General features: G+C 68.5%; 23 protein-coding genes. 12 read left to right on the forward strand and 11 right to left on the reverse strand.

Annotated features, from left to right (window positions below; all coding sequences use genetic code 11):
- Positions 1 to 10: 10 nt before the first annotated feature.
- Positions 11 to 250, reverse strand: a complete 240-nt coding sequence (locus NET02_RS12540; RefSeq protein WP_284057765.1) for a hypothetical protein — start codon at positions 248 to 250, stop codon at positions 11 to 13.
- 523 nt (positions 251 to 773) lie between these two features.
- On the opposite strand from NET02_RS12540, the gene NET02_RS12545 reads away from it, so the two are divergent.
- The 3 genes from NET02_RS12545 (at position 774) to NET02_RS12555 (ending at position 4,041) form a co-directional block, all read left to right on the forward strand.
- A complete protein-coding gene (locus tag NET02_RS12545; protein WP_284057766.1) occupies positions 774 to 1,694 on the forward strand; it encodes a carbohydrate ABC transporter permease in 921 nt (306 codons plus the stop codon).
- Entirely contained in the window at positions 1,691 to 2,542 is an 852-nt protein-coding gene (locus NET02_RS12550; RefSeq protein ID WP_284057767.1) for a carbohydrate ABC transporter permease, read from the forward strand. The genes NET02_RS12545 and NET02_RS12550 overlap by 4 nt, the downstream gene beginning before the upstream one ends.
- A gap of 314 nt (positions 2,543 to 2,856) precedes the next feature.
- On the forward strand, positions 2,857 to 4,041 hold the full coding sequence (locus NET02_RS12555; RefSeq protein ID WP_284057768.1) for an ABC transporter substrate-binding protein: 1,185 nt from the start codon (positions 2,857 to 2,859) through the stop codon (positions 4,039 to 4,041).
- 129 nt (positions 4,042 to 4,170) lie between these two features.
- On the opposite strand, the gene NET02_RS12560 is transcribed toward NET02_RS12555, so the two are convergent.
- Entirely contained in the window at positions 4,171 to 4,956 is a 786-nt protein-coding gene (locus tag NET02_RS12560; protein ID WP_284057769.1) for an enoyl-CoA hydratase/isomerase family protein, read from the reverse strand.
- Positions 4,957 to 5,003: 47 nt separating this feature from the next.
- On the reverse strand, positions 5,004 to 6,248 hold the full coding sequence (locus NET02_RS12565) for a CaiB/BaiF CoA transferase family protein (protein ID WP_284057770.1): 1,245 nt from the start codon (positions 6,246 to 6,248) through the stop codon (positions 5,004 to 5,006).
- Positions 6,249 to 6,430: 182 nt separating this feature from the next.
- Here NET02_RS12565 and NET02_RS12570 point away from each other — a divergent pair, with 182 nt between their 5' ends.
- The 8 genes from NET02_RS12570 to NET02_RS12605 all read left to right on the forward strand — a co-directional run bounded on the left by NET02_RS12570 (position 6,431) and on the right by NET02_RS12605 (position 15,637).
- Positions 6,431 to 6,952 carry a gamma carbonic anhydrase family protein gene (locus tag NET02_RS12570; protein WP_284057771.1) on the forward strand — a complete coding sequence of 174 codons (522 nt, stop codon included), beginning with the start codon at positions 6,431 to 6,433 and terminating at the stop codon, positions 6,950 to 6,952.
- 514 nt (positions 6,953 to 7,466) lie between these two features.
- Complete coding sequence (locus NET02_RS12575) at positions 7,467 to 8,264, forward strand: GntR family transcriptional regulator (RefSeq protein WP_284057772.1); 798 nt, start codon at positions 7,467 to 7,469, stop codon at positions 8,262 to 8,264.
- Entirely contained in the window at positions 8,261 to 8,761 is a 501-nt protein-coding gene (locus NET02_RS12580) for a hypothetical protein (RefSeq protein WP_284057773.1), read from the forward strand. Before NET02_RS12575 ends, NET02_RS12580 begins: the two co-directional genes overlap by 4 nt.
- A gap of 26 nt (positions 8,762 to 8,787) precedes the next feature.
- Positions 8,788 to 9,825, forward strand: a complete 1,038-nt coding sequence (locus tag NET02_RS12585) for an SIS domain-containing protein (RefSeq protein WP_284057774.1) — start codon at positions 8,788 to 8,790, stop codon at positions 9,823 to 9,825.
- A 9-nt stretch (positions 9,826 to 9,834) separates the two neighbouring features.
- A complete protein-coding gene (nagA, locus tag NET02_RS12590) occupies positions 9,835 to 11,043 on the forward strand; it encodes an N-acetylglucosamine-6-phosphate deacetylase (RefSeq protein ID WP_284057775.1) in 1,209 nt (402 codons plus the stop codon).
- Between the two features lie 67 nt (positions 11,044 to 11,110).
- Positions 11,111 to 12,265: a serine hydrolase domain-containing protein gene (locus NET02_RS12595; protein WP_284057776.1), complete on the forward strand. Its 1,155-nt coding sequence runs from the start codon at positions 11,111 to 11,113 to the stop codon at positions 12,263 to 12,265.
- The gene (locus NET02_RS12600) at positions 12,258 to 13,523 is read left to right on the forward strand and encodes an anhydro-N-acetylmuramic acid kinase (protein ID WP_284057777.1); all 1,266 of its coding nucleotides are present in this window, start codon (positions 12,258 to 12,260) and stop codon (positions 13,521 to 13,523) included. The genes NET02_RS12595 and NET02_RS12600 overlap by 8 nt, the downstream gene beginning before the upstream one ends.
- Positions 13,520 to 15,637, forward strand: coding sequence for a beta-N-acetylhexosaminidase (locus NET02_RS12605; RefSeq protein WP_284057778.1), 2,118 nt, complete (start codon positions 13,520 to 13,522; stop codon positions 15,635 to 15,637). Before NET02_RS12600 ends, NET02_RS12605 begins: the two co-directional genes overlap by 4 nt.
- An 83-nt stretch (positions 15,638 to 15,720) precedes the next feature.
- Here the strand turns inward: NET02_RS12605 and NET02_RS12610 are convergent, their stop codons facing one another.
- From NET02_RS12610 to NET02_RS12620, 4 genes are all read right to left on the reverse strand, one after another.
- The gene (locus tag NET02_RS12610) at positions 15,721 to 16,647 is read right to left on the reverse strand and encodes an N-acetylglucosamine kinase (RefSeq protein ID WP_284057779.1); all 927 of its coding nucleotides are present in this window, start codon (positions 16,645 to 16,647) and stop codon (positions 15,721 to 15,723) included.
- A complete protein-coding gene (gene murQ / locus NET02_RS12615; RefSeq protein WP_284057780.1) occupies positions 16,622 to 17,560 on the reverse strand; it encodes an N-acetylmuramic acid 6-phosphate etherase in 939 nt (312 codons plus the stop codon). Before murQ ends, NET02_RS12610 begins: the two co-directional genes overlap by 26 nt.
- 61 nt (positions 17,561 to 17,621) lie before the next feature.
- A complete protein-coding gene (locus NET02_RS16695) occupies positions 17,622 to 17,810 on the reverse strand; it encodes a hypothetical protein (RefSeq protein WP_430981082.1) in 189 nt (62 codons plus the stop codon).
- 510 nt (positions 17,811 to 18,320) lie between these two features.
- Entirely contained in the window at positions 18,321 to 18,674 is a 354-nt protein-coding gene (locus tag NET02_RS12620; RefSeq protein WP_284057781.1) for a hypothetical protein, read from the reverse strand.
- Between the two features lie 677 nt (positions 18,675 to 19,351).
- Here NET02_RS12620 and NET02_RS12625 point away from each other — a divergent pair.
- Complete coding sequence (locus NET02_RS12625) at positions 19,352 to 20,146, forward strand: ferritin-like domain-containing protein (RefSeq protein WP_284057782.1); 795 nt, start codon at positions 19,352 to 19,354, stop codon at positions 20,144 to 20,146.
- A 123-nt stretch (positions 20,147 to 20,269) separates the two neighbouring features.
- Here NET02_RS12625 and NET02_RS12630 read toward each other — a convergent pair whose 3' ends face one another.
- Genes NET02_RS12630 through NET02_RS12645 form a run of 4 tightly spaced genes read right to left on the reverse strand, consistent with a single transcriptional unit; the run spans position 20,270 to position 24,331 of the window.
- Positions 20,270 to 21,202, reverse strand: coding sequence for a U32 family peptidase (locus tag NET02_RS12630; RefSeq protein WP_284057783.1), 933 nt, complete (start codon positions 21,200 to 21,202; stop codon positions 20,270 to 20,272).
- A gap of 27 nt (positions 21,203 to 21,229) precedes the next feature.
- Positions 21,230 to 22,312, reverse strand: a complete 1,083-nt coding sequence (locus NET02_RS12635; protein WP_284057784.1) for an ABC transporter permease — start codon at positions 22,310 to 22,312, stop codon at positions 21,230 to 21,232.
- Entirely contained in the window at positions 22,309 to 23,172 is an 864-nt protein-coding gene (locus NET02_RS12640) for an MBL fold metallo-hydrolase (RefSeq protein ID WP_284057785.1), read from the reverse strand. The genes NET02_RS12635 and NET02_RS12640 overlap by 4 nt, the downstream gene beginning before the upstream one ends.
- Before the next feature lie 28 nt (positions 23,173 to 23,200).
- On the reverse strand, positions 23,201 to 24,331 hold the full coding sequence (locus NET02_RS12645; protein WP_284057786.1) for a mandelate racemase/muconate lactonizing enzyme family protein: 1,131 nt from the start codon (positions 24,329 to 24,331) through the stop codon (positions 23,201 to 23,203).
- Between the last annotated feature and the right edge of the window lie 176 nt (positions 24,332 to 24,507).

Genomic DNA, 24,507 nt, shown 5'->3' on the forward strand with positions numbered 1-24,507 from the left:
ACACGTTCGCCTAATGCCCCAGGACGGTGTCGATCTCCCCCACCGCCTCACGGATCAGCTCCGGGGCGATGCCGTTTTGACGACCATTCTGACGACCAATCGGGGCTCGGCATGCCCTGGGGCATGCCGTCGCCGTCTGCGTCCGCGAGCCTGACCCCTCTCGGTACCCGGCGTGCTGCTCCGGCTCGGTGCCCAGCGCGCTAGGGGCGACCAGCCCCGGGGTAAAGGTCGAGCCGCTTACCTGCCCCACTCCCGTGGCTCGCTCGCACCCTTTTGCCTCGATCGCTCCAGCGGCTGGCGTCGAGCGTCTCCTGCTCGCAACCTCCTCAATCGCCTGGTGCATCTCCCCGGCAGGATACCCTAGCATCGCCCGAACCCGGCGATCGCCGGCCATGTTCATCCGCAGAGCGTGCGCTGCTGGGCACAGGATGGTCGCCGTGCCGGAGCGGAAGGCTCTCCTCGCCATCTGTTGATGGCGCCATGCGTTCGGGGCTGCCTCGCACGCGTGGATTGGCCAGCGGTGGCGATGACGGCCAAGGGCGCTTCCTGGAATCGCCTGCCGGCCGGCACCTAGAGCTCGATGCCGCGAGGGTAAGAGTGACTAGGTATCCTAAGGCTTGACAGAGCGACGGAAGCACGTTAGAGTAAGATTGTAAGCAGGGCAGATCGGCAGAGGGGAAGTTTCCCCTCTTCACTTTGGAGAGCCGAACTGGCTCGGTTTCTTCCGAGGCTCGACGCGGCAGTCATTCCAGAGGCGTCGATCGGGCACGAGAATGGTATCGACAGCTCTCCAGCGAGAAGCGGCCGCCCGGCGGCCCCGGCGGCTTATCACGTGGGAACTCTGGCTTCTCCTCCCGGCAGTCACGTACATCTTCCTGCTCATCGGTTTTCCCCTGCTACTCTCGATCTACTATAGCTTCAGCCACATCTCGGTCGGCCGGCGCGACTTCTCGTTCGCCGGCCTGGCGAACTTCCGCGCGCTGTTCAGCGACCAGGTCTTTCTCCAGGCGCTCAGAAACACGATCCTGATCACCGTGGTGGTGCTGGTCGTCGTTCTGGTGCTGGCGACGATCCTGGCCACCGCGCTCGCCGAGCGGTTTCGCGGCCGGGCAGTTATCCGCTACCTCCTGCTTCTTCCCTGGGCCGCGCCGGTCGTGATGAGCACGATCGCCTGGAAGTGGGTCTTCGATTCCCAGTACAGCGTCGTGAACTGGGTGCTGCGCCGCCTGCACATCATCGGCCCGTTCGAGTTTCCTCAGTGGCTCGGTGTCCCGAGCTTGGCTATCATCTCGATCATCGTGGTGCAGGTCTGGCGCATCCTGCCGTTCGCCACGGTGATCACCCTGGCCGGGATGACCGCTGTCCCGCGCGAGCTGATCGAGGCCGCGCTGGTGGATGGCGCGGGGTTCTTCACCCGCCTCTTTCGCATTACGCTGCCGATCATTCGGCCGATCATCGGCGTCGCCGTGCTGTTTACCGCGCTGTTCACCTTCACCGACATGGCCGTGGTATGGATCCTGACCCGCGGCGGGCCGTACAACACGAGCCATGTGCTGGCGAGCTGGGCCTTCCAGGTCGGTATCCTCGCCGGTGACCTGGCCAGGGGCGCTGCGATCGCCCTCTTCATGCTGCCGGCACTGGCGGTGATCGCTGTCTGGGTGCTCCACCTCGTCAGCCGGGAGACGGCGCAGTGAGCGCGTCGAGCCATCTTCGCCCATATCTCATCAAACTGGTGCTGGTAGCCGTTCTGGCGATCTTCCTCGCCCAGGCGCTCTTCCCCTTCGCCTGGATGGCGATCACGGCGTTCAAGCGCGATAGCGACCTGTACAACCCGACCAACAATCCCTTCCTCTTCAACGAGCCACCAACACTGGCCCATTTCCGTCTTCTCTTCAACGAGACGAAATTCCTGCGATGGGTCGCGAATACCGCCGGAGTCGGCCTCTCGACAGTGTTGATCACCCTCGTACTGGCCGTCCCAGCAGCCTACGCCCTGTCGCGCCTGCGCGGGCGGCTCGGCCAGCAGCTCGCCGTCGCGATTTTCCTTACCTACCTGGTGCCACCGACGCTGCTCTTCCTGCCGCTCTCCCAGATCGTCAGCACGCTCGGGTTCCAGGATAAGCTGTGGGCCTTGGTGATTACCTACCCGAGCCTCAGTACCCCATTCGTCGCCTGGTTGCTCATGGGCTTCTTCCGCTCGCTACCCCAGGAGCTCGAGGAGGCCGCCCTCGTCGACGGCGCCGATCGGTTCACCGCCTTCCGCCGCATCATGTTGCCGCTCGCGGTTCCTGGGATTCTTACCGCTGTGATCTTCACGTTTACCTTGGCAGTGAACGAGTTCATCTACGCGCTCACCTTCGTGTCGATCTCGGACCTCAAGACCGTCAGCGCCGGCGTGCCGACCGACCTTATCCGCGGTGACGTCTTCTTCTGGGGAGCAATCATGGGATCCGCGCTCGTCGTGAGTCTTCCGGTCGCGCTCCTCTATAACGCCTTCCTCGACCGCTTCGTGGAGGGGTTGACCGCGGGAGCGCTCCGCTAGTTCCGGCAGGAGGCGATCAGCGGTTGGTTCCGGTGTATCTCACGTGAGGAGGTCGAGCGATGCGACGACTCACTCGCCGCCGTCTGCTCCAGTGGATAGCCGTCTCCGCCGCTACGGGCCTGCTCGCTGCCTGCGGTGGCGAAGAGACGACGCCGACTCAGCCGAGCGGGGCCGGTGCCCAGGCTACACCGACAACTGCTCCAAGTACACCGACCACCCAAGCAAGTCCCGCCGCGGCAGCGTCGCCCACCGTCATCGCTTCCCCCACGCCATCCGGGCCGAAGGAACTCAGAATCCTTCAATGGAGCCATTTCGTGCCCGACAGCGATAAGTGGTTCGACGAATTCGCCCAACGGTGGGGCCAGGAGAATAACGTCACAGTCGTGTCCGACCATATCAACTATGCCGACATCCCGGCGCGGGCTGCCGCTGAGGTTTCGGCGCAGAGCGGCCACGATCTCTTCGCGTTCGGATTCCCGCCAGCTCAGTACGAGCCAGAGGTCGTCCCGCTCAACGATCTCATCGAGGAGTTCAAGAGGGAGTACGGCGACCCGTACCCGATCCTCGAGCGCTCCTGCTATAACCCCAAGACTGATACCTGGTTCGCTTTTATGGACTTTTGGGCTGCCGACCCGGTGAACTACCGCATCGACCTGTTCCAGCAGGTCGGCGGGAACCCCGATACCTGGCAGGGGATTCTCGAAGCCGGGCGCCAGCTCAAGCAGATGGGAAACCCGATCGGCATCGGCTTCTCGCCGGAGATCGATACCGGCATGGCGATGCGCGCTATCATGTGGGGCTTCGGCACCTCGATCCAGGACGAGAACGGGGAGATCGTCATCAACAAGCCGGAGACCATCGAGGCGCTGAACTACGCTCGCCAGCTCTTCCAGGAGGCTGAGACCGAGGAGGTGCTGGCCTGGGATGCCTCGTCCAACAACCGGTTCCTGGCCTCCGGGCGCGGTGCGCTGATCCTGAACGCGATCTCCGCCCTCCGGACTATCGAGGGCACCTACCCGGATCTCGCGCCGAACATCGGTCTCGCCAAGGCGGCCGCCGGCCCGGCCGATCGCCGCGGCTGCGCCCACTGGTACAACTGCTTCGTCATCTGGAAGTTCTCGCCCAACGTCGATCTGGCGAAGCAGTTCCTCAAGGATCTCGTCGCGAACTATCGCGACAAGTTCCTGGCGAGCAAGTTCTACGACATCCCCTCCTTCCCGAAAGCGGTACCGGACTGGCAGGACCTGGTCCAGAACGACCCCAACGCCAAGCCCACCGACAAGTACGCCGTGCTGGCCACCGCCCCCGAGTGGACGGTCAACGTCGGCTGGCCGGGCTACATGAACGCCGCCGAGGCGGAGATCTTCGACCTCTGGATCATTAACGACATGTTCACCAAGGTGGCGACCGGCCAGGCGGAGCCTCAGGCAGCGCTGGACGAGGCCGAGCAGAAGATCAACGACGTGTTCAAGAAGTGGCGCGACCGCGGCCTGATCTGAGCCCGACGAGGATCAACGTTCCAATAACGGGCGGCTCCCCCAAGGCTAGGGGGAGCCGCCTTGCCGTGTGCCGTGTCCTTCGTCCCGCCTTCGAACGGCTACCGGCGGGACGATACCGCGCCAATGGCCTTACCGGCCCTTCCACTGGGGCTTGCGCTTCTCGAGGAAGGCGTTGACCCCTTCGCGGAAGTCCTCGCTCATGTAGCAGGTTAGGATCAGGTCCTCGGCGCGCGGCGGCCGCCGGTGATCCAGCACGCGCCGCACAGCCTCCTTCGTTGCCTGGATCGTCAGCGGCGCGTTGGCAGCGATCTGTTCCGCCAGCTCCTGGGCCCGGTCGAACAGCGCCTCCGGCTCGACGATCTCGTTGACTAGTCCGATCGCCCTGGCTTCCTCGGCCTCGATCATCCGCGCCGTGAACAGCAGCTCCTTGGTGCGCGCCGGCCCGATCAGGTCGACCAGCCGGGCGTAGTTGCTCATCGAGAGGCAGTTGCCGAGCGTGCGGGCGATCGGAATGCCGAAGCGGGCGTCGGGCGTGCAGATCCGTAGATCGCAGGCGAGCGCGATGCTGGCTCCTCCACCCACCGCATACCCGCGGATGGCGGCGATGGTCGGGCGAGCGAGCGTCTCCAGCCGGCCGATCACCTGATCGATCCTCGCCTCGTAGTCGAGCGCATGCTGCGGATCGGTGAAGGTCCGGAATTGGCTGATATCGGTGCCGGCCACGAACGCCCTGTCCCCGGCCCCGGTCAGCACCATGACCCGGATCTCCGGGTCCTGCTCCACCAGCTCGCAGGCGCGCGCCAGGCCGTCGTACATGGCGAACGTCATCGCGTTGCGCGTCTCCGGCCGGTTGAATGTCAGCCAGGCCACCCGCCCACGACGCTCGAACACCAGGTCAGGGGTACCGATCTCCATCGCTCCTCCGTCTCGCTGCATCTACGCCTCTGCCCACTCTCGAACGCTCAGCCTGCCGCCTCTGCCTGGCCAGCAGGGCCACAGCCGATCACGCCGCGCTCGCGCAAGCGGCGCATCTCGTCGCCGGTAACGCCGATCTCCCTCAGCACCTCATCAGTATGCTGGCCGAGCAGCGGCGGGGCGAGCCGGATCGCGCCCGGCGTCTCGCTCAGCTTGACCGGCAAGCCCAGCAAGCGGACGGTTCCCATCGCCGGGTGGGGAAGCTCGACCACCATCTGCCGGTGCCGCACCTGCGGGTGCTCCATGGCCTGATCGATACCATAGATCGGGCCGCAGGGGATCCCGGCCTCGTTCAGGATGCTCTCCCATTCGTCGATGGTATGCGCCTGGAGACGCTCGCTGATGAGCTCGGCCAGCAGCTCGCGGTTGCGGTGCCGGTCACCGTTGGTCTTGAAGCGCGGGTCATCTAGCCACTCTTCCGCCCCGAGCACCTCGCACAGCTTGCGCCAGCGCTTCTCGCCAGTCGCGCCGATCGTGAGGTACCCGTCGCGGGCACGGAAGACACCATAGGGCGCGTTGAGCGGGTGGTGATTACCGGCCGGCGGCGGTGCCCCAGCACCGTTCAGGTAGCGCACTGCCTGGAAGCTCAACATCCCGACCATGCCTTCCAGCAGCGAGGTTTGGACGTGCTGGCCACGCCCGGTGCGCTCCCGCGCCTGCAAGGCCGCCAGTACGCCGTAGGCCGCAAGCAGTCCGGTGAGCAGGTCGGCAATCGGGATGCCGACGCGCACTGGCTCGCCACCCTCGAAGCCGGTGACGCTCATCAACCCCGAGACTCCCTGGATGATCTGGTCCAGCCCAGGACGGTCAGCGTAGGGCCCGTCGGCGCCGAAGCCGGAGATGGAGCAGTAAATGATGCGCGGGTTGCGCTCGGCCATCGCACGGTAGCCGATCCCCAGCGCGTCCATTACGCCAGGGCGGAAGTTCTCGACAACCACGTCGGCGGTCTCGGCGAGCCGGCGAAAGATCTCCTGGCCCTCCGGCTGCTTGATATCGAGCTCTATGGAGCGCTTGTTGCGGTTCGCCGCCAGGAAGAAGGCGCTCTGACCATCGAAGAACGGTGGGCCAGACGCTCGCCCGTCGTCGCCCTCGCCCGGCTTCTCGATCTTGATGACGTCAGCGCCGAGGTCACCGAGCCACATGGCGCAGGTCGGCCCGGCGAGGTGCCGTCCCAGGTCGAGGACCCGAATCCCTGCCAGCGGCATATGCTCTGCCTGCAAACCTTCTCCCACCGTGCTGCCCTCCCGCTCGGCCTGCTCCAGTCGCGCCCAGTGTAACAGAAGCGCCGCTCCTCACCCTCGCTGGAGCCATCTCACCCAGCCAGCTATCATGCCGCGCAGGCTGACGATGCCGGCTGCTGGAACGGTTCAAGCCGGGAAGGGCACGCGCGCAAGCGGAGAGAGGAGGCAGCAGGGTGACTGTGTACGCGCTCGGAGAGCGCCGACCTCAGATCGATCCCAGCGTCTACATCGCGGAGGGCGCCCGGGTCATCGGCGATGTCGTACTCGGCCCCGGTGCCAGCGTCTGGTTCAATGCGGTGCTGCGCGGCGATACCGAGCAGATCCTGATCGGCGAGGGCACGAACATCCAGGACGGCGCCGTCGTGCACGCCGACCCGGGCTACCCGTGCGTCGTCGGTGCCCGCGTGATTGCCGGCCACGGGGCGATCCTCCACGGCTGCCAGATCGGTGACGACTGCCTGATCGGGATGGGAGCGATCGTGCTCAATGGGGCCCGGCTCGGCCCCGGCTGTATCGTCGCCGCCGGGGCGTTGATCCCCGAGAGGCGGGAGATCCCCGAGCGCTCGCTCGTCATGGGGGTGCCGGCCCGGGTGGTTCGCGCGGTGACCGATGCGGAGGTGGAGGAGATACGCGCCGCGGCGGAGCGGTACCGCCAGCGGGCCGCGATATACCGCTCGACGCTCCGCCAGGTCTGAGCGACCCAAGGGCTGCTGCCAAACCGTGGTACGGCGGCCGGTAGCCTGCGGCCCTCCTCTGGCCCGAGCCCAGCCGGTCCACCCACCTGTTCCGCCTAGACTCGCGCGAGGTGGTGTGGGGCCAGCCACCGGAGCATTGGCGGCGCCTGATATCCGGGAAGAGAGCGGCGAAGAACCGGTAGGGGCGAATGATGATCCGCCCCTACATTTGGGGAGGGGATACCTGGCGACGACCGGGGATCTCGAGACGGCGCACCAGGGCGCGGCGTTCCGATCGGACCGGCAGCCGGGTCTCACTTCCGCGCGGGTGTCGCATGCCTCTCAATCTAGCCGACCTGCCCCTGGCTTCCACGTGATCGTCGAGCGAGCCGCTGTCCGGGCGTCTTCCTCCAGAACATCGACGCGCTCGCACGCGATCATGAAGGAAGCGCAATGGTCTTGACATGAGAGCCAATTGGTCCTAACATCATAACCAATAGCCGAGTGCAGCCCTATCCAACTGCGTGGAGGCATTGTGGCGGCCACCCGGTCCTGGTTTGATCCTGGGAACGGTGTCCCCAAGTACCGGCAGCTCCAGCAGGTCCTCGAAGAGCTGATCGACCGGCTCCAGCCGGGCGACCCGCTCCCGCCCGAGCGCCAGCTCGAGCTCGAGTACGGGGTCAGCCGGGTCACCGTGCGCCAGGCGCTCCAGCAGCTCGTCCTCGCCGGCCGGCTCGAACGCATCCAGGGCCGCGGCACGTTCGTCGCCCGGCCGAAGCTCGAGCAGGTCCTGGCACTCACCTCGTTCACCGAAGACATGATCCGGCGCGGGCTGCGCCCCGGCAGCCGGACACTCGGCGTCGAGCAGGTCCCGGCGAGCGGATCGATCGCTCAGCACCTCCGGCTCCCGGAGGGCGCGCCGGTCCTGATGCTCCAGCGACTGCGCCTGGCCGATGATGAGCCGATGGCGCTCGAGACGGTCTTTCTCCCGGCCAGCCGCTTCCCCGACCTGACAGAGACCGACCTGACCAACCGCTCGCTCTACGCCTGGCTCGCCGAGCGACACGGGATCGAGCTCGGCCACGGGACGCAGACGATCGAGGCGACCGTACTAGGAGCCGAGGAGGCACGGTTACTGGAGGTGGCACCGGGGATGCCAGCGTTCCGGCTGGAGCGCTTGAGTTACGACCAGTTCGGCCGGCCAGTAGAGCTGGTACGCAGCCTGTACCGCGGCGACCGGTACAAGCTCCACGCCCGGCTCGAGCGGCCGCGGGGAGCAGCCCCGAGCAGCGCGTCGCTGCGGCGGCGCGAGGCGGGAGGGGACGACCGGTGAGCCAGAGCCGGCGCCCGGCAGCGCGCCACGCAGTCTTACCCGATCACAGCCCGGAGGCCATCCTCAACGCCCTGCGCACCGGTCCCTATGGCCACTGCGTGTATCGTTGCGACAACAACGCAGTCGACCACCAGGTGGTCTTGCTCGAGTTCGAGGGCAAGCTGGCGGTGAGCCTCACCATGCAGGGATGCTCGCACGTGGAGGGGCGCACCCTGCGCTTCGACGGCACGCGGGCAACGCTGCTGGCTAACGAGTCGCGCCGCGAGCTGCTCGTCGCCGACCATCTCACCGGTGAGACCGACCTGATCAGGCTCCCCGAACCGGTGGGCGGGCACGGCGGCGGCGACGTCGGACTGATGCGCACCTTCGTCCGAGCCGTCCGCGGCGAGGTAGCTTCGGTGCTGACGACGGCGCGGCAGTCGGTCGAGAGCCATCTCATCGCCTTCGCCGCCGAGGAGGCGCGCCTGAGCGGCAAAGTTATCGAGATGGACCTGTAGGGGCAGCTCGTCGGCAGGAGCCAGGCATGACCGTCCTCGAGCGCGAGATCCACGAGCAGCCAGAGGCGCTGGCCCGCCTGATCCAACACGGCCGCTCGCTCGCCGAGGATCTGGCTGCCCGGATCGCGAGCTTCGCACCCAGCGGCGTCGTGATCGCCGCGCGGGGCAGCTCGGACAACGCCGCGCGCTACGCGCAGTACTTGTTCGGAGCGCACAACCGGCTGGTCGTCGCGCTGGCCACTCCGTCGCTCTTCACGCTGTACCAAAGCCCGCCGTCGCTCGCCGGCAAGCTTGTCATCGGCATCAGCCAGTCAGGCCGCTCGCCGGACATCGTCGCGGTGATCGCCGAAGCCCGGCGCCAGGGCGCGCTGACGGTCGCGCTCACGAACGCGATAGAATCGCCCCTGGCCCAGGCGGCCGAACACGTCTTCCCGCTCCACGCCGGGGAGGAGCGCGCCATAGCGGCGACCAAGACCTACACCGCCGAACTGGTGGCGCTCGCAATGCTCAGCGCCGCGCTCGAGGGCGAGCCGGCACGCTGGGATGCACTCGCGGCCGTGCCCGGGGCAGTACAGCGCGCAATCGAGCTCAACCTGCCGGTGCGCGAGTTAGTCAACCGGTTCCGCTATGCCAGGCACTTCGCGGTCATCGGTCGCGGGTTCAACTACGCGACCGCCTTCGAGATCGCGCTCAAGATGAAGGAGACGAGCTACGTCATCGCCGAGCCCTACTCGTCGGCCGATTTCCTCCATGGACCGATCGCGGTGATCGACGAGGGCTTCCCGGTCGTCGCGATCGCCCCCTCGGGCAAGGTGCTGGCCGATATGACCTCGTTGATCGATGTGCTCGACCAGCGGCGGGCCGAGCTGATCGTCATCTCGGATCGACAGGATCTGCTCGGCCGTGCCCGGGCTCCCTTGCCGCTGCCCGCCAGCGTGCCGGAGTGGCTCTCTCCCGTCACCGCGGCGGTTCCGGGCCAGCTTTGGGCACACGCGCTAGCGGTTACCCGCGGGCTCGACCCCGACCGCCCCCGCGGCCTGCGCAAAGTCACCGAGACGCTCTGAGGGGGGCACATGCGCTACACGCTAGCCGGCGCGCTCGTCATCGATAACCGGCAGCGCCGGTCCGAGTGCCAGGTGGTGATAGAGGGCACGCGGATCGAGGCGATCGGCCACGAGGTCGCTCCCGCCGGCGCCGTTATCGACGCGCGCGACGCGCTGGTCGTGCCGGGCTTCATCGATGTGCACACGCACGGCGGTGGCGGGTTCGCCCTCCACACCGAGAGCCCAGGTGAGATCGAGGGTTATGCCCGCTGGGCGCCACGGAGCGGGACGACCGCCTTCCTGGTTGCTGTGGTCGGCGTGCCGGGCGGCCTGCCGGAAGGCCAGCTCCGGGCCGCCGTCGAGGCGATCGACAGGCACCGCGGAGGAGCCCAGCCAGTCGGCATCCACCTCGAGGGGCCGTACATCAACCCGACGCGGCGCGGCGCGCACCATCTCTCCTGGTTGCGCCGGCCTGACGTGGCCGAGCTGGAGCGGATACTGGAAGTGGCCGGCGAGTGGCTCCGGCTGGTGACACTGGCGCCTGAGCTACCGGGTGCGGATCTCTTGATCCGGCGGCTTGCGGAGACCGGGGTCACCGTCAGCATCGGCCATACCGATGCCACCTACGAGCAAGCGCGGCAGGCGATCGAGGCCGGCATCAGGCACGCCACCCACTGCTTCAACGCAATGCCGCCGCTCTTGCACCGCGCGCCCGGACCGCTCGGGGCCATCATCGAAGTGGAAGACGTGACCGGCGAGCTGGTCGGCGACTGCATCCACGTGCTGCCACCGGCGATGCGCGCGCTGATCCGGGCGCTGGGCCCGGATCGCACGGTGGTCGTGACCGACTCGCAGCCGGCAGCGGGCCAGCCCGAGGGTGCGACGTTCTCCTTCGGTGGCCTCACCGCACAGGTGACCGGCGGCGTGGCGCGCCTGAGCGACGGGACGATTGCCGGCAGCGTCGTGACCATGGACCAGGCACTGCGCAACCTGGTCGAGCAGGTCGGTATCGCGCTCGAAGACGCTGTGGCGATGCTGACCGCCAACCCGGCGCGCGTCGCCGGTGTGGCGTCCCGCAAGGGGCATCTGCGGCCTGGCTACGACGCCGATCTGGTGATCCTGGACCGGGAGCTCCGCGTGCATGCCACGATCTGCCGGGGCCGCGTCGCCTTCGCGACAGGGGAATGGCAGCGGCGGCTCGCGGGCCTCCTGCGCGACGACGCAGAGAGCGGAGCCTGACGCCGTCGCCGGGACGTGCGTGAGAAGCCTGTGCCTTCAACTCGCGCGGGACGCTGGAGAGAGGAGCATGCGCCGGCCCGACACAGACCACTTCGATGAAGCCCGCCTCGACGAGGCCTGGCAGGTTGTGCTTGAAGGCCTGCGCCAGGGCGCATTCGGCGGCGCGGTGGCGCTCGTCGCTCACCGGGGCACGGTCGTGCTGCATCGGGCGGCCGGCTGGGCCTGTCGCGAGCCGGAGGCGATCCCGATGACGGTGGACACGATCTTCGACCTCGCCTCGCTGACGAAGGTGGTCGCGACCCTCCCCGCGATCCTCCGCCTCGTCGCGCGCGGCGATCTCGAGCTGGATCGGCCGGCCGGGCAGGTACTGCCGGAGTTCGGGCACGACGACTGGAAGACCGCGGTGACGGTCCGCCGGCTCTTGAGCCACACGACCGGCCTACCGGCCTGGCTCCCGCTCTACCTCGACGCGCGCGGCCCCGACGAGTACGTCGCCGCCATCGCCCGTCTCCAGCCGGTCGCTCCTCCTGGCGAGCAGGTCATCTACAGCGACCTCAACTTCATCCTGCTCGGCGAGGTAGTGCGACGGGTGAGCAGCCAGGACGTGGCGCGCTTCGCGGCGGCTGAGATCTTCGCCCCGCTCGGGATGCGAGACACGCTGTTCCAGCCGCCGGCCGCGCTGCGGTCGCGCATCGCGGCGACCGAGCACGGCAACGGCTACGAGATGGGGCAGGCCGGCGAGCGGGCCACGAGCTTCCCCTGCTGGCGGCGCGAGCTGATCTGGGGCGAGGTCCACGACGGGAATGCGTGCTATGGCCTGGGCGGAGTCTCCGGCCACGCCGGACTGTTCAGTACCGCGGCGGACCTGGCACGCTACGGGCAGATGTGGCTCCAGCGCGGCTCCTGGCAGGACACGCAGGTGCTACCGGTACGGCTGGTCGCTGAAGCGACCCGGCCCCAGGCGCCGGGTCGCGGCCTCGGCTGGCTGCTCGCCGGGCCGGAGCCTCAGCCCGAGACGTTTCCAGCCAAGGGGCTCACTCCGTCCGCCTACGGGCACACCGGCTTCACCGGCACCTCACTCTGGGTCGATCCTGAGCTGGAACTCATCGTGATCCTGCTCACCAACCGCGTGCACCCGAAGGTCCGCGTCGAGATCGCCACCATCCGCCCAGCCTTCCACGAGCGCGTGGCCGCGGCGTTCCGGAGGTCTCGCGATGGCTAGCCCGGCCGGCACGACAGCGAGACATGGCGATATCTGCGTCGGGCTGATGTCCGGCACTTCGGCCGATGCGATCGATGCCGCGGTGGTGGGTATCACCGGCGCCGGCGCGACCGCTCGCCTGGAGCTGCTCGGCTTCGGCACAATGCCCCTGCCTCCTGAGGTCCGGCGAGAGCTCTTCCTCGTCTTCGATCAGGCGGAGCGCGCGGTGGAGCGGCTCTGCTCGTTGAACGTAGTCCTCGGAGAACTCTTCGCCGACGCCGCCCGCACAGCCTGCCGGCAGGCCGGCGTACCGCTCGCCCAGGTCTTCGTCATCGGCTCTCACGGGCAGACGGTCTGGCACCAGCCGGAGAGGGACTCCACGGTGCCGATCTCGACACCCTCGACGCTCCAGATCGGCGAGCCGGCTGTTATCGCCGAGCGCACCGGCGTCCCGGTGATGGCGAATTTCCGCGCTGCCGATATCGCCGCCGGCGGCCAGGGCGCGCCGCTCGTCCCCTACTTCGACTGGGTCACCCTGCGCCATCCGGAGCGGAGCCGGGCCGTCCAGAACATCGGCGGCATCGCGAACGTGACCTACCTCCCGGCCGGCGGTGATATCGAAGACGTGCGCGCCTTCGACACCGGACCGGGCAACGCACTGATCGACGGGGTGGTGACGCTGCTGACCGGCGGCACCGCGACGTTCGACGCGGACGGGCGCCTCGCGGCACAGGGGAGCATCGACGAGGGCCTTCTCGCCCGGCTGCTGGCCGATCCCTACCTGAACCGCCCGCCGCCGAAGACGACCGGCCGCGAGCGCTATGGCCTGCCGCTCTGCCGGCGACTGCTGGAGGAGACCGGCCTGCCTGAAGGCGCGCTGGCCGATCCGGCAGCTCCGTTCTCGCTGCGCCAGCGCGCGCTGGATCTGGTCGCGACGGTAACTGCCTTCACCGCACGCTCGATCGCGGAGGTCTATCGACGCTGGCTGCCACCCATCGACGAGGTGATTGTCAGCGGTGGAGGCAGCCGGAACCCGGCGCTGCTGTCGATGCTGCGCGCGGCGCTCGATCCGGTGCCAGTCGTGACCCTCGAGGCCTACGGTATCGACAGCAAGGCGAAGGAGGCAATGGCGTTCGCCCTGCCGGCCCACGATGGCCTGCTCGGCCTGCCGACCAACGTCCCCGGCACCACTGGAGCCCGGCGCCAGGTCATCCTCGGCACACTCACGCCGCCGACCGGCATCGTGCCTCGCAGCCAGGGAAAGGAGGGACAGGTATGACCTCGAACGATCGTGACATGCCCCCGCTCATCCCGGCTCCGCGTCACTTCGCCTACGGGACCGCAACGGAGGCGTTCCTAATCGACGCGACGACGGAGATCGTCATCGGGGCGGAGGCCGGCGAGGAGACGCTCTTCGCGGCGAGGCAAGCACAGGCAGCGGTGCGGGACGCGACCGGGCTGACGCTCGCCCTCCGCAGGGCGTACGCCCCGCGCGACGGCGCCGGCCGGCTGGCGCTGCTCAGGGTCGACCGGGACGAGGGCATCCCCCAGGAGACGCTCGCCGAGCTAGGTCCGGAAGGCTACACGCTGGAGGTGACGCCCCAGCGGATCGTCGTCGCGGCCAATACGGAGGCAGGGCTCTTCTACGGCGTGCAGACCCTGCGGCAACTGCTCCGCACACAGGGCCGGCGTATCCCGGCCCTTGCGATCGGCGACTGGTCGGCGCTCCCCCACCGCGGCGTGATGCTCGATATCTCACGCGGCAAGGTGCCGACGTTGCAGACCCTCTGCGCGCTCGTCGATGGCCTCGCCGAGTACAAGTACAACCACCTTCAGCTCTATACCGAGCACACCTTCTTCTTCCCTAGTCACCCGGCGATCAGCGCCGGCGCGGACCCGCTCACGGCCGACGACATCCTGGCGCTGGATCGCTATTGCCGTGAGCGGCACATCGAGCTGGTGCCGAACCTGCAATCGTACGGGCACCTCCGGCGCATGCTCTCGCTGCCGCAGTACGCCCACCTCGACGAGGTCGGCTGGCAATGGAGCCTCACGCCGGCCCGCGAGGAGACGTACCGGCTGCTGGACGAGCTGTACGCCCAGTTCCTGCCCGCCTTCAGCTCCCGCTGGTTCAACGTCAACTGCGACGAGACCTGGGACCTCGGCACCGGGCAATCCAAGGCGCTGGCCCAGGAGATCGGCAAGGGCCGGCTCTACCTGCGGCACATCCTGCAACTGCGCGAGCTGGCCGCCAAGCACGGCCGGCGCATCATGCTTTGGGCCGACATCCTGCTCTACCACCCGGAGCTGGTGAGCGAGCTACCCTCGGACGTGCTGCTGCTCGACTGGTGGTACGAGGCCCAGGATCGCTACCCGAGCACCGAGCGGCTCGGCGCGCTGGGGCGCGAGTTCTGGGTCTGCCCCGGGACTTCGAGCTGGAACACGCTCTTCCCTCGCCTGGACAACGCCCTCGCCAACATCCGCAACTTCGTCCGCGATGGCCTGGCTGCCGGGGCCACCGGGATGCTGCTGACCGACTGGGGCGACTACGGTCACTACCAGCCGCTCTCGCTCTCCTGGTACCCGTACCTCTACGGCGCGGCCACAGCCTGGACCGGAGCTCAAACCACGCCCGAGGAGTTCGACCGTGCTTTCGCCCCCCTCTTCCTCAGCCGTCCGGCCGGTGACCGGAGCATCCAGGCCATCCGGCGGCTCGGCCGCGCGGTGATGGCCCCTACGCTCGGCCTGCGCAACCGCTCGAACAGCGCCTACGCGCTCTTCGACGACCCGCTGGCGGGGAAGCTGATCGCCACGGCCGACCCGAGGGCGCTCGACGAGCTGGAGGCGGCCGCGCACGACGCGCTCCAGGCCTGGGCCGAGTTGCCGAACCCGGCCTTGCGCCACGACTACACCTTCGTCGCCCGGCTGATCGCCTTCGCCGCCTCCAAGGTGCTTCTCAGCCAGCGCCTTCGCCGCACGCTGCGCTCGCTCCCCGCCCCAGCCGGCGACTCGGCCCGCTCCGAAGGGCTAGCCCAGCTCAACGCCGGCATTGCCGCGCTGCGCGCCTCTCGTTCCCAGCTCGCGGCGCTCGCCAGGGAGTTCGAGCTCTGCTGGCTTCGCCACGCGCGGCGGAGTGAGGTCCACCTCACGCTCGACCGGTTCGCGGCGCTCGACCGGCGCTACGAGGCGGCACTCGCCTGGCTGGACAAGCAGCGCGGCCGCTACGCGAGCGGCCAGCCGGTCGACGCCGAGGCGACCAGCTACGATCCAGGCCCGTACTACCCGCTCTGGGAGGAGGGGCTCCAGAGCATTCTGCGACTGGTCGACCTGATCGGGAAAGAAGAGCTGCCACCCGATCTCCGGCAGTACCTGGAGCAGGAAGAGCTGATCTGACGCTCGCGCCGAGCCTGCCCGAGCCAGAGCGCCCTTACCCTGCTCACCGGGCCGCAGCGCGATCGATCAGGACCCCGCTCCGCTCACCCCAGCGCCTCCGCCAGCCGCCGCGCGATGGCCAGCGCGCCCAGCGCCGGATCATCCACCACCGTCGCGGGGCCGAGCGGCACGCCAGCGCGCTCGTACACGGCCTGGCGAAGCAGGGCGCTGGCCCGCAGCACGCCGCCGCCGAAGGCGACCGGCGGGCGCTCCAGCCCGAGGCGCCGGGGCACCGCCGCCAGGTGCAGCGCGAGGTCGTCGGCCGCACGCTCGAGCACCCGGCGGGCATCCGGGTCACCTGCCTCGGCCAGCTCCAGCACCCGCGTGGCGAACCGTGCCACGCTTCCCGGTGCGCCCGCCTCCCGCTGGTAGATCAGCCCGATGAGCTGCTCCGGTGCGTCCAGCTCCCAGAAGGCGAGGGCGGCCCGGAGCAGGCCCGGGGCATTCGCCCGCCCATCAGCCGTCCGCGTCGCGAGCCTGAGCGCCTGGACGGCGATGTCGAACCCGCTGCCCTCGTCGCCCAGGATGTAGCCCCACCCACCGGCACGCGTCGTTCGGCCGTCGGGCGCCCGGCCGAAGCAGATCGAGCCGGTGCCACTGATCAGCGCGACTCCCCAGCCGTCCGAGCAACCGGCAGCCAGCACCAGCTCAGAATCGTTGACGATGACCATGCGCCGGCCCAGCCGCTCCCGCTCCAGCCGTCCGCTCAGCCGCTCGCGGTCGTCCGGCCGATCGACTCCGGCCAGCCCGAAGCAGGCGGCCGCAACCTCGTCTTCCCCCGGCATGAGCCGGGCATCGGCGAACGCCGCCCGGATCGCCTCGACGATCGCCGTGACCGCCCGCTCCAACCCCACCGACTGATAGTTGCTCGACCCGGCGGTACCGGCGCCCACCACCCGGCCAGCCAGATCTGCCAGCAGCGCCCTGGTCTTGGTCGCGCCGCCGTCAACGCCCAGCAGTAGCCTGGCCATCGCGCCCACCCCCGATCGCGTCGCGCACCCGCCCCTCGCTAGCAGCCAGCCGCCGGCGTGCCTCCTCCGCATCGACCCCCGCCAGCGCCATCACGATGGCGGTCTTCGGCTCTCCGGCGGCCGCCTCCAGGAGGCGCTGCGCCTCTGTGGCATCGAGCCCGGTCGCTAGGGTGACGATCCGGATCGCCCGCTGCCAGAGCTTTCGATTGCTCGGCCGCACGTCCACCATCAGATTGCCGAAGGTCTTGCCCAGCCGGATCATAACGGTCGTGCTGAGCGCGTTCAGCACCAGCTTCTGAGCCGTACCCGCCTTCATCCGGGTCGAGCCAGCGATCACCTCCGGCCCCACCACCGGCGCGATCATCAGATCGACTAGCTCCTCCAGTGGCGAGGGGCGATTGCACGCCAGCCCGGCCACGTAGGCCCCCCTGGCACGGGCCTCGGACACCGCCCCCAGCACGTAGGGCGTGCGGCCGCTGGCGGTGATGCCCAGCACCACGTCAGCCGGCCCGACGTCAATCGCAGCCACGTCGGCGGCCCCGGCCGCTGCGTCGTCCTCCGCCTCCTCCACCGCGCCGGTGAGCGCCGCCGGGCCACCGGCTACCAGCGCTACCACCCGACCCGGCTCGATGCCGAAGGTCGGCGGCAGCTCCAACGCATCCAGCATCCCCAGCCGGCCAGAGGTGCCGGCGCCCGCGTAGATCAACCGGCCGCCGCGTCGCAGGCGCTCGGCCACGACCTCCGCCAGCCGAGCGATGGCGTCGCGCTCGGCCATGACCGCCGGCACCACGCGCGCGTCCTCCGAGAGGATCAGCTCGACGATCTCCTCGGCCGAGCGCGTGTCGATGTCGCGCGTCCGCGGGTTGATCGCCTCGGTCACCGCACTGGCCAGGTCGGGCACCTCACCGCTCATCTACTGGCCCGCCTCTCTATCGGTTCACCGCCGCCAGCCCGGATCGTTCGCCATTCGGTGATTACCGCCCGCAGCTCCCATCATAGAGCAAGAGCGGCCGGCAGCGCTCGCGAAACGCCCGTGCGTCCTCTGTCCAGCCTGACAGCACCTCGGCCGGCGTAGCACCGGCATCGAGCGCCCGCCGCGGCCGGTCGCTGCCGAGGAGCAGGTCGACGACGTGGCTTCCCCGTTGTCCACCACCTAGGCCCAGGCCAGAGGATGCTTGCGGCGCAGGGGGTCGAGACCCGGGAAGATCCCTGGCAAGGGCCGGCTCATCTGGCTGGAGAGGCTCTCACCCAGCGGGGCTGGAGGCCCATCGGGTGAGTCCGCCATCCGCTCGCCTGCCAGCGTCTCCTCACAAACGCCGTGCCACGGGCCGCACGGCGCCGCCGGCCAGACGCGGCCACTCGGGTGCCGGAAGTCGACCAGACCGCCGGGCGAGTCGCCGGTGCCTGCGGGATCGGTGGCCAGCTGGGCACGCTCGGCCTTGGCGGGCGAGCAGCCACGCTCTGAGGAACCTTCGAGGCTCGCCCGAACCTGCGGGGCATGCGCAGGGCAATGCGATTGCCCGATCCAATATTGGAGGGCCGACGCTTCTGTGGCGGGGAGCGGGTACCGAGTGGCGAACCGAGCACTGGACAGTCGGGGTGTCGACGACAACGACCTGACCAGACTTGGCTCCTATCGATCCAATAGCCCTATGGTCAGAGCCGGCGACCACTCAAGCACCCGTTCCAGCGGCGAGCCAACCGCGGTCGAGATCCCCCGCCTGCGACTCCGGCCGCTGCGCGCCCATCCAGCGCACGAACTGTAGCCAGGCCAGCTCGCGCGCCGTAAACCGGGGGACATGCTCCGGGTCGACCGGCGTCTCGAAGACCGCGCGCCGCGGCAGACCGAACATCAAGTCATCGGCCACCAGGTCGGCCCGCTCGCCCAGCCGAGAGCGGGGAACGAGGGCCATCCCACCACCTTCGACGAGAAGTGCTACTCCTGGCTCCAGCTCCGCCCAGCCGATGACCGGCACCCCTCGGCGCCACAGCGAGGCGATCAACGCTGCTAATCCACCGGTCAACATCAGTACGAGTCTCCATCCCCTTCTCGAATCGAGACGACCCCGCGTCGCTCCCTCCGGCACGTGCCTGGGCCGTTGCGGCTCAGCCGCTCGCATGCCCGGCCCGCTGTCTCTCCAGGCGCGCCGCCGTCGCTCGTGCCAGCTCGCTCAACCACACCATCGGCGCACGGACATGGTGTACGTACACCCCGTATCGTACCAGCAGTCGCCGGGCCCCGCAAGAGCCTCCTCTCCTCGCCGGCCAGCGGGAGACCACGGCACCGGCGAAGCATACACTGCCGGGACCTGAGAGCATTTTCGGCTCGGCGGGGACTGCTCTAGAGGCGAGAGACGGCTTTTGGTAGGGCTACGCGGGAGGCTTGCATCATCTCCGATGTGTCTAAGGTCTCAGCGTTGTGGATCGCGGTTGGGTGACCCACACAACTCCGCTTCCTCGCTGGTGCCAGGCAGCACGCCCAGTCATCAGCCAAGATTCCCCGCGGGATTCGGGTCGATCTGGGAGTGGGCTCACATTCCCGGCTCACGGTACCAGGCAGTCATAGCCATGCTGCCTCGGGACGGCCCTGGGGTGTTTCCCAGGCGACGGTGATCTAGGTCATCCCATCCTCCGTACTTTCGGGTGACTGGCCAGTCGTGTGATACGGATCGCCGTCCTGCCCAGCAGGAAGGGAGACAGTGTTATGCGCGGGCTTCACGGATTCGACCTGGCACGCATCGTCAACTCCCCTCCATCGCATGGGTTCTCGCGACGGGCCTTCCTCAAGGCAGTCGCTGGCACGGGAATCGCAGCCGCCAGTGCTAATCTGCTCCCGCTCACCAGCCTCGCCTCAACGGGAAGCTCGGTCACGGAGATCCTGACGATCGCGGCAATTGCCGAGCGCCTGGCAGTGACGTTCTATACCAACGGCATCATGAACGCCGCCCGGCTCAGGCTCAACAGCCGTCGTATGCTCGACGAGCTGAAGGCATTCGCCATCGAAGAGCAAATCCACCATAACTTCTTCGTCGCGGCCGGCGCCGATAGCGCCACGGTCGAGCAGTTCACGGAGTTCAGCTTCCCGCACGGCCTGTCGACATTTACCGATCTGCGGCTCTTCCTCGAGACCCAGCAACAGCTCGAGGGCGTCTTCGATGCGGCGTTCATCGCCGCTGTCTTCGAGTTTGCCGATGCCGGGCGACCGGAACTGGCACGCATCGCGGCGATGGTGGCGATGATCGAAGAGGGCCATCGCGCGGTCGGCCGCCGGCTCGGCTTCGAACGGGGACTGCGCGACTTGGCGCCGGCGGAGGAACAGGCCTTTGCGCCGCAGCTCATCCGCTCGGTCAGTGACGCGCCGCAGGTCGTCGCTGAGGCGGGCTATCTCAGCCCGGAGCCGGGCAACTCGTTCACGTATACGCCGATCGACTTCGACGACCCTGAGTACGCGTCGGTCTACGATAGGATCGAGTATACGGAGCCGTTCGTCGCGTCGTAGTCGCTACCGAAAGGGTGGACGTACAGGCAATGGCTCCGTGTGCCCGGCGCTTCGGGCCGTGGCACCGGGCCATTGCCTCACCATGCCACGAGCCAGCAATGCGCCGAACCGGTGTCGCCGGGCTCACTCGACGACCGGTAGCGCCAGCCCGGCCGCCCCCCGCACCGACCCCACCGCCGCCGGATAGTACCGTTCCAGCAACTCCAGCCCGATCGCCGCCCGCCGCACCCGCTCCCGCCCCAAAGCGACTGCCACCCCCTCTAAGTGTCCCCCGCTGGGATACAGGGCGGGCGCGTTCCGCACCCCGAACTTCAAGTACACCGGCGCGCAGACCCGCACCAGGTCGGCGATCTCGTAGTACCGCACGAAGCCCCCCACCTCGTCCGGCCCCTCCACGTACACGTCCAAGGGCACGTCCACCGCCGCCCGCAGCGCCGCCAGTTGCCCCAGCGTCAGATCCGTCGGCACGTTGTAGCTGTCCGCCCCCAACCCTACCACCAGCCGCACCGCCGCCGCGTTCGCCGCCCCCAGCAGCACGCTCACCTTGAACTGCATCGTCGGCGGCAGCACCCCCGCCCGACGCAGCTCCGCCGCCACCCACAGCGCTCCCTCATCCGTCAAGAGCACGCTCCGGATCCCCAGCTCCGCCGCCCGCTGCACCTCCTCCAGGCAGGCCACCAGCCCTTCCTGTCCCCGCAGCTTGGCCGCCACCACCCCACCGGCCGGTGCCCCCACCAGCCCCCCGATCCCCCAGTTCGCGGTGGGCCGGGCGAACAGGCTCACCTCCACCTGCGCCCCCGCCCCCAGCCGGGCCATCTCCCGTACCTCAGCTGCGGTCAACAGCAGTACCCCGCTCCCCTGCGACACCCGGTGCACGACCACCCCCAGCCGCTCGGCCTCTTCCAGCACCGCTTCCATGACCCGGGGCCCCTCCACGCTGGGGATCTCGATCCGGTACTGGGCACCGTCGGGGAAGCGCTTGGGGCTGCTCGGCAGCTCGTCCAGATCCCGCCCGGGCAGCCCCAACTCCTCCAGGAACCGCCGCGTCCGCTCCATGCCGGCCGCTCCCTCCCGCTCGCCTCGCTACCGGCTCCCGCGCCGCCGCTTCTGCCAGATATCGAGCGCGACCGCCAGCAGGATCACCGTGCCGGTCACCGCCTGCTGTGCGTAGGTGCTCACGCCCAGCAGCACCATCCCGTTCTCGAGCACGCCCATGATGGCCGCGCCCAGCACAGCGCCGAGCACTGTGCCCTCACCGCCCATCAGGCTGGTCCCACCGATCACCGAGGCCGCGATGACCGGCAGCTCGAAGCCCAGCCCGGCCGAGGGCTGCGCCGAGACCAGGCGCGCCACCAGGATCAGCCCGGCGAGCGCCGCCAGCGTCGAGCAGGTGACGTAGGCGAACAGCTTGACTCGGTCGACCGGGATGCCGGCCAGCCGCGCAGCCTCTGGGTTGCCGCCGACCGCGTAGATGTACCGACCGAGCGTCGTCGCGTTCAGGAAGACGACACCAGCGACGGTGAGCGCGACCATGATGACGACCGGGATCGGGACGATCCACAGGTACCCCTGGCCCAGCGCGATGAACGGCGCGTAGTCGTATGGGATCGTGACCGGATAGCCCTTCGTCAGCACGTACACCAGGCCACGCCCGATGCTGAGCGTGCCCAAGGTCACGATGAACGGCGGCAACCCCACCCGGGTGACCATCAACCCGTTGAACAGGCCGAAGGCGATGCCCACCCCCAGCCCGGCCAGCATGGCCAGCGGCAGCGGCCAGCCCGCCTGCAGTAGCATGCCGGTCGAGAGCCCAGCCAGCGCTAGCACCGAGCCGACCGAGAGGTCGATCCCGCCGGTGAGGATCACCAGGGTCTGCCCGATGGCGACGATCGCCGTCAACGAGAAGGCCCGCGCTACCCCGAAGAGATTGCCGGTGGTCAGGAAGGCCTCCGTGGTCAGCGAGAGGAAGACGCAGAGCAGCAGCAGAGCGCCCAGGATGTTGAACTCCTTGAACCCAGTCAGCCGCTGCAGGGCCCTGAGCGGCGCGGCCGGTCGTGCTGGCAGCGGCAACGCCGCGCCGCCGGTCGCTCCCTCCTGGGAAAACAGAGCCGGTGCCGGATGATCGGCTGTCGCGGGATCGCGCTCAGGGGTGCCGAGAGAACTCATGACGCATCACTCCTCCCGCGCAGCACGGGTGTGTACACGAAGGGCTGGAAGTGCCCGAGCAGCAGCACATGCAGGTGAGGGAAATGCCGGCGCGCGTACGACACCAGGACGCCTGGATCTTCGAGGTTCGCCGGGAACAGATCGTAGTGCATCGGCACCAGCACCTCAGCACCGATCTCTACTGCTAACCTGGCGGCCTCACGGGCGTTCAGGTTGCCGACGATGTCCTGCCCCTCGCGGAAGTAGTCTCGCCCGTTGATCGGCAGCAACGCCACCTGCGGCGCCAACGCCCGCACCGCCTCGATCAGCCCGTCGAACATCACCGTGTCGCCAGCGTGGTATACCCGTACGCCGTCTAGCTCCACCACGTAGCCGAGGAAACGATACTGGCCATCTGAGTACTCGCGGCCGAAGGTGTAGGCATCGCTGGCGTGCAAGCCGTGCATCGCCGGCACCGGCCAGACCCGAGCAGCGCCGACCGTCACCGGCCCGCCCGGCTGGACCCCGAGCACGCGCTCGGCGTCCACCCCGAGCGCGGTGACCTGCTCGACGATCGGGGCGGGGACGATGATGCGGGCTCCGCGGGCACGCTGCGCGATGAGCCGGCAGGCCGGGCCGTCGAGATGATCCAGGTGCTCGTGGGTGATCAGCAGCAGGTCGACGAAGTCGAACGCCTCAGGATGATCGGCTGGTGGCACGAGCCGGTCGGGGTGCTCACTGAGGTAGGGATCGATCAGGATCGTGAGGCCGGCCCCCTTGAGCGCGAAGCTCGCCTGGCCCATCCAGAACAGCGCGATCGCGCCCGCCGGCGGCTCAATCCGCCTAAGCCGCTGCGCGAAGCTGTCGTTCGCTCCAGCCATGGGCCATCTCCCAGGCTCGCTCGCGCGGCTACGCCCCGTCGACTGTCGCCTGGCGGCGATGCCACTCCTCGGCGAACAGGTTGAAGAAGATCCGACGCCGCGGATGCGCCTGCACCACGTCCAGATCCAGCTCCACGCCCAGCCCCGGCCCCTTGGGCAGGGCGAAGTAGCCATCCACCACTTCGGGGTTGCCAGGAGCAGCGGCTTTCACGTGGTCCTCGGCGAAGTCGTTGAAGTGCTCCTGGATCTTGAAGTTGGGGGTACAGGCAGCGAGGTGTAGGGCCGCAGCCGTTGCGACCGGGCCACAGACGTTGTGCGGCGCGATCAGGACGTAGTATGCGTCAGCCCAGGCAGCCACCTTCTTGGTCTCCAGTAGCCCGCCGCAGTAGGTGATGTCCGGCTGGATGATGTCGGCTGCCTGGAGCTCGAAGAGCTCGCGGAAATCATAACGGGTGTGGATACGCTCGCCGGTCGCGACCGGGATGTTGACCTTCTCGGTGACTTTCTTGAGCGCCGCCAGGTTCTCCGGCGGCACCGGCTCTTCGATCCAGCCCGGCTGGTAGGGCTCCAGCAGGCGGGCCATCTCGATGGCGGTCGCCGGGTTGAAGCGGCCGTGCATCTCGATCAGGATCTCGACGTCCGGCCCCGCGGCATCGCGGACCGCCTCCACTAGCTCAACCGAGCGGATCTTCTCCGCGCGATCCAGCTCGTAGAAGCCGTGGCCGAACGGGTCGAGCTTGAGCGCCCGATAGCCCTTCTCCACCACGCGCCTGGCCGCGGCGTGGAACTCGGCCGGCGTCCGCTCGACCGTGTACCAGCCGTTGGCGTAGGCCTTGATCTTGTCGCGCACGGCCCCGCCGAGCAGCCGGTACACGGGCAGGTTCAGCGCTTTGCCCATGATGTCCCAGCAGGCGATCTCGATGGCGCTGATCCCGGCCATCATCACGTAGTCGGGCCGCGCGTAGTCGTTGCGCATCATGCGCCGGACCAGGTCTTCCACGTTGAAGGGATCGCTGCCGAGCACGTGGTTCGGCACCGCCTCCTGGTAGTAGCCGAGCAGCGCGTCGGTGTGATTGAGCATCCGCACCTCGCCGACGCCGATGATCCCCTCGTCGGTGAACACCTGGACGAAGGTCAGGTTGCGCCAGGCCGTCCCCATCACGTACGTCTTGTGGTTGGCAAAGCAATGGACATCCCGAGCGCCTGCCGCTGCGCCTGACCCGCCAAGAGTTGATGGGTGCGACTTGTCACGGCGTACATACGTCGGGTATAGTCCCGGCTGACAACGTGGTCTGGTGCGTCTGTATGCAAAAGCAAATCCGCGTCCGGATGACC

This window comes from Thermalbibacter longus (genome assembly GCF_023806485.1).
Classification (GTDB): Bacteria; Chloroflexota; Chloroflexia; order Thermomicrobiales; family Thermomicrobiaceae; genus Thermalbibacter; species Thermalbibacter longus.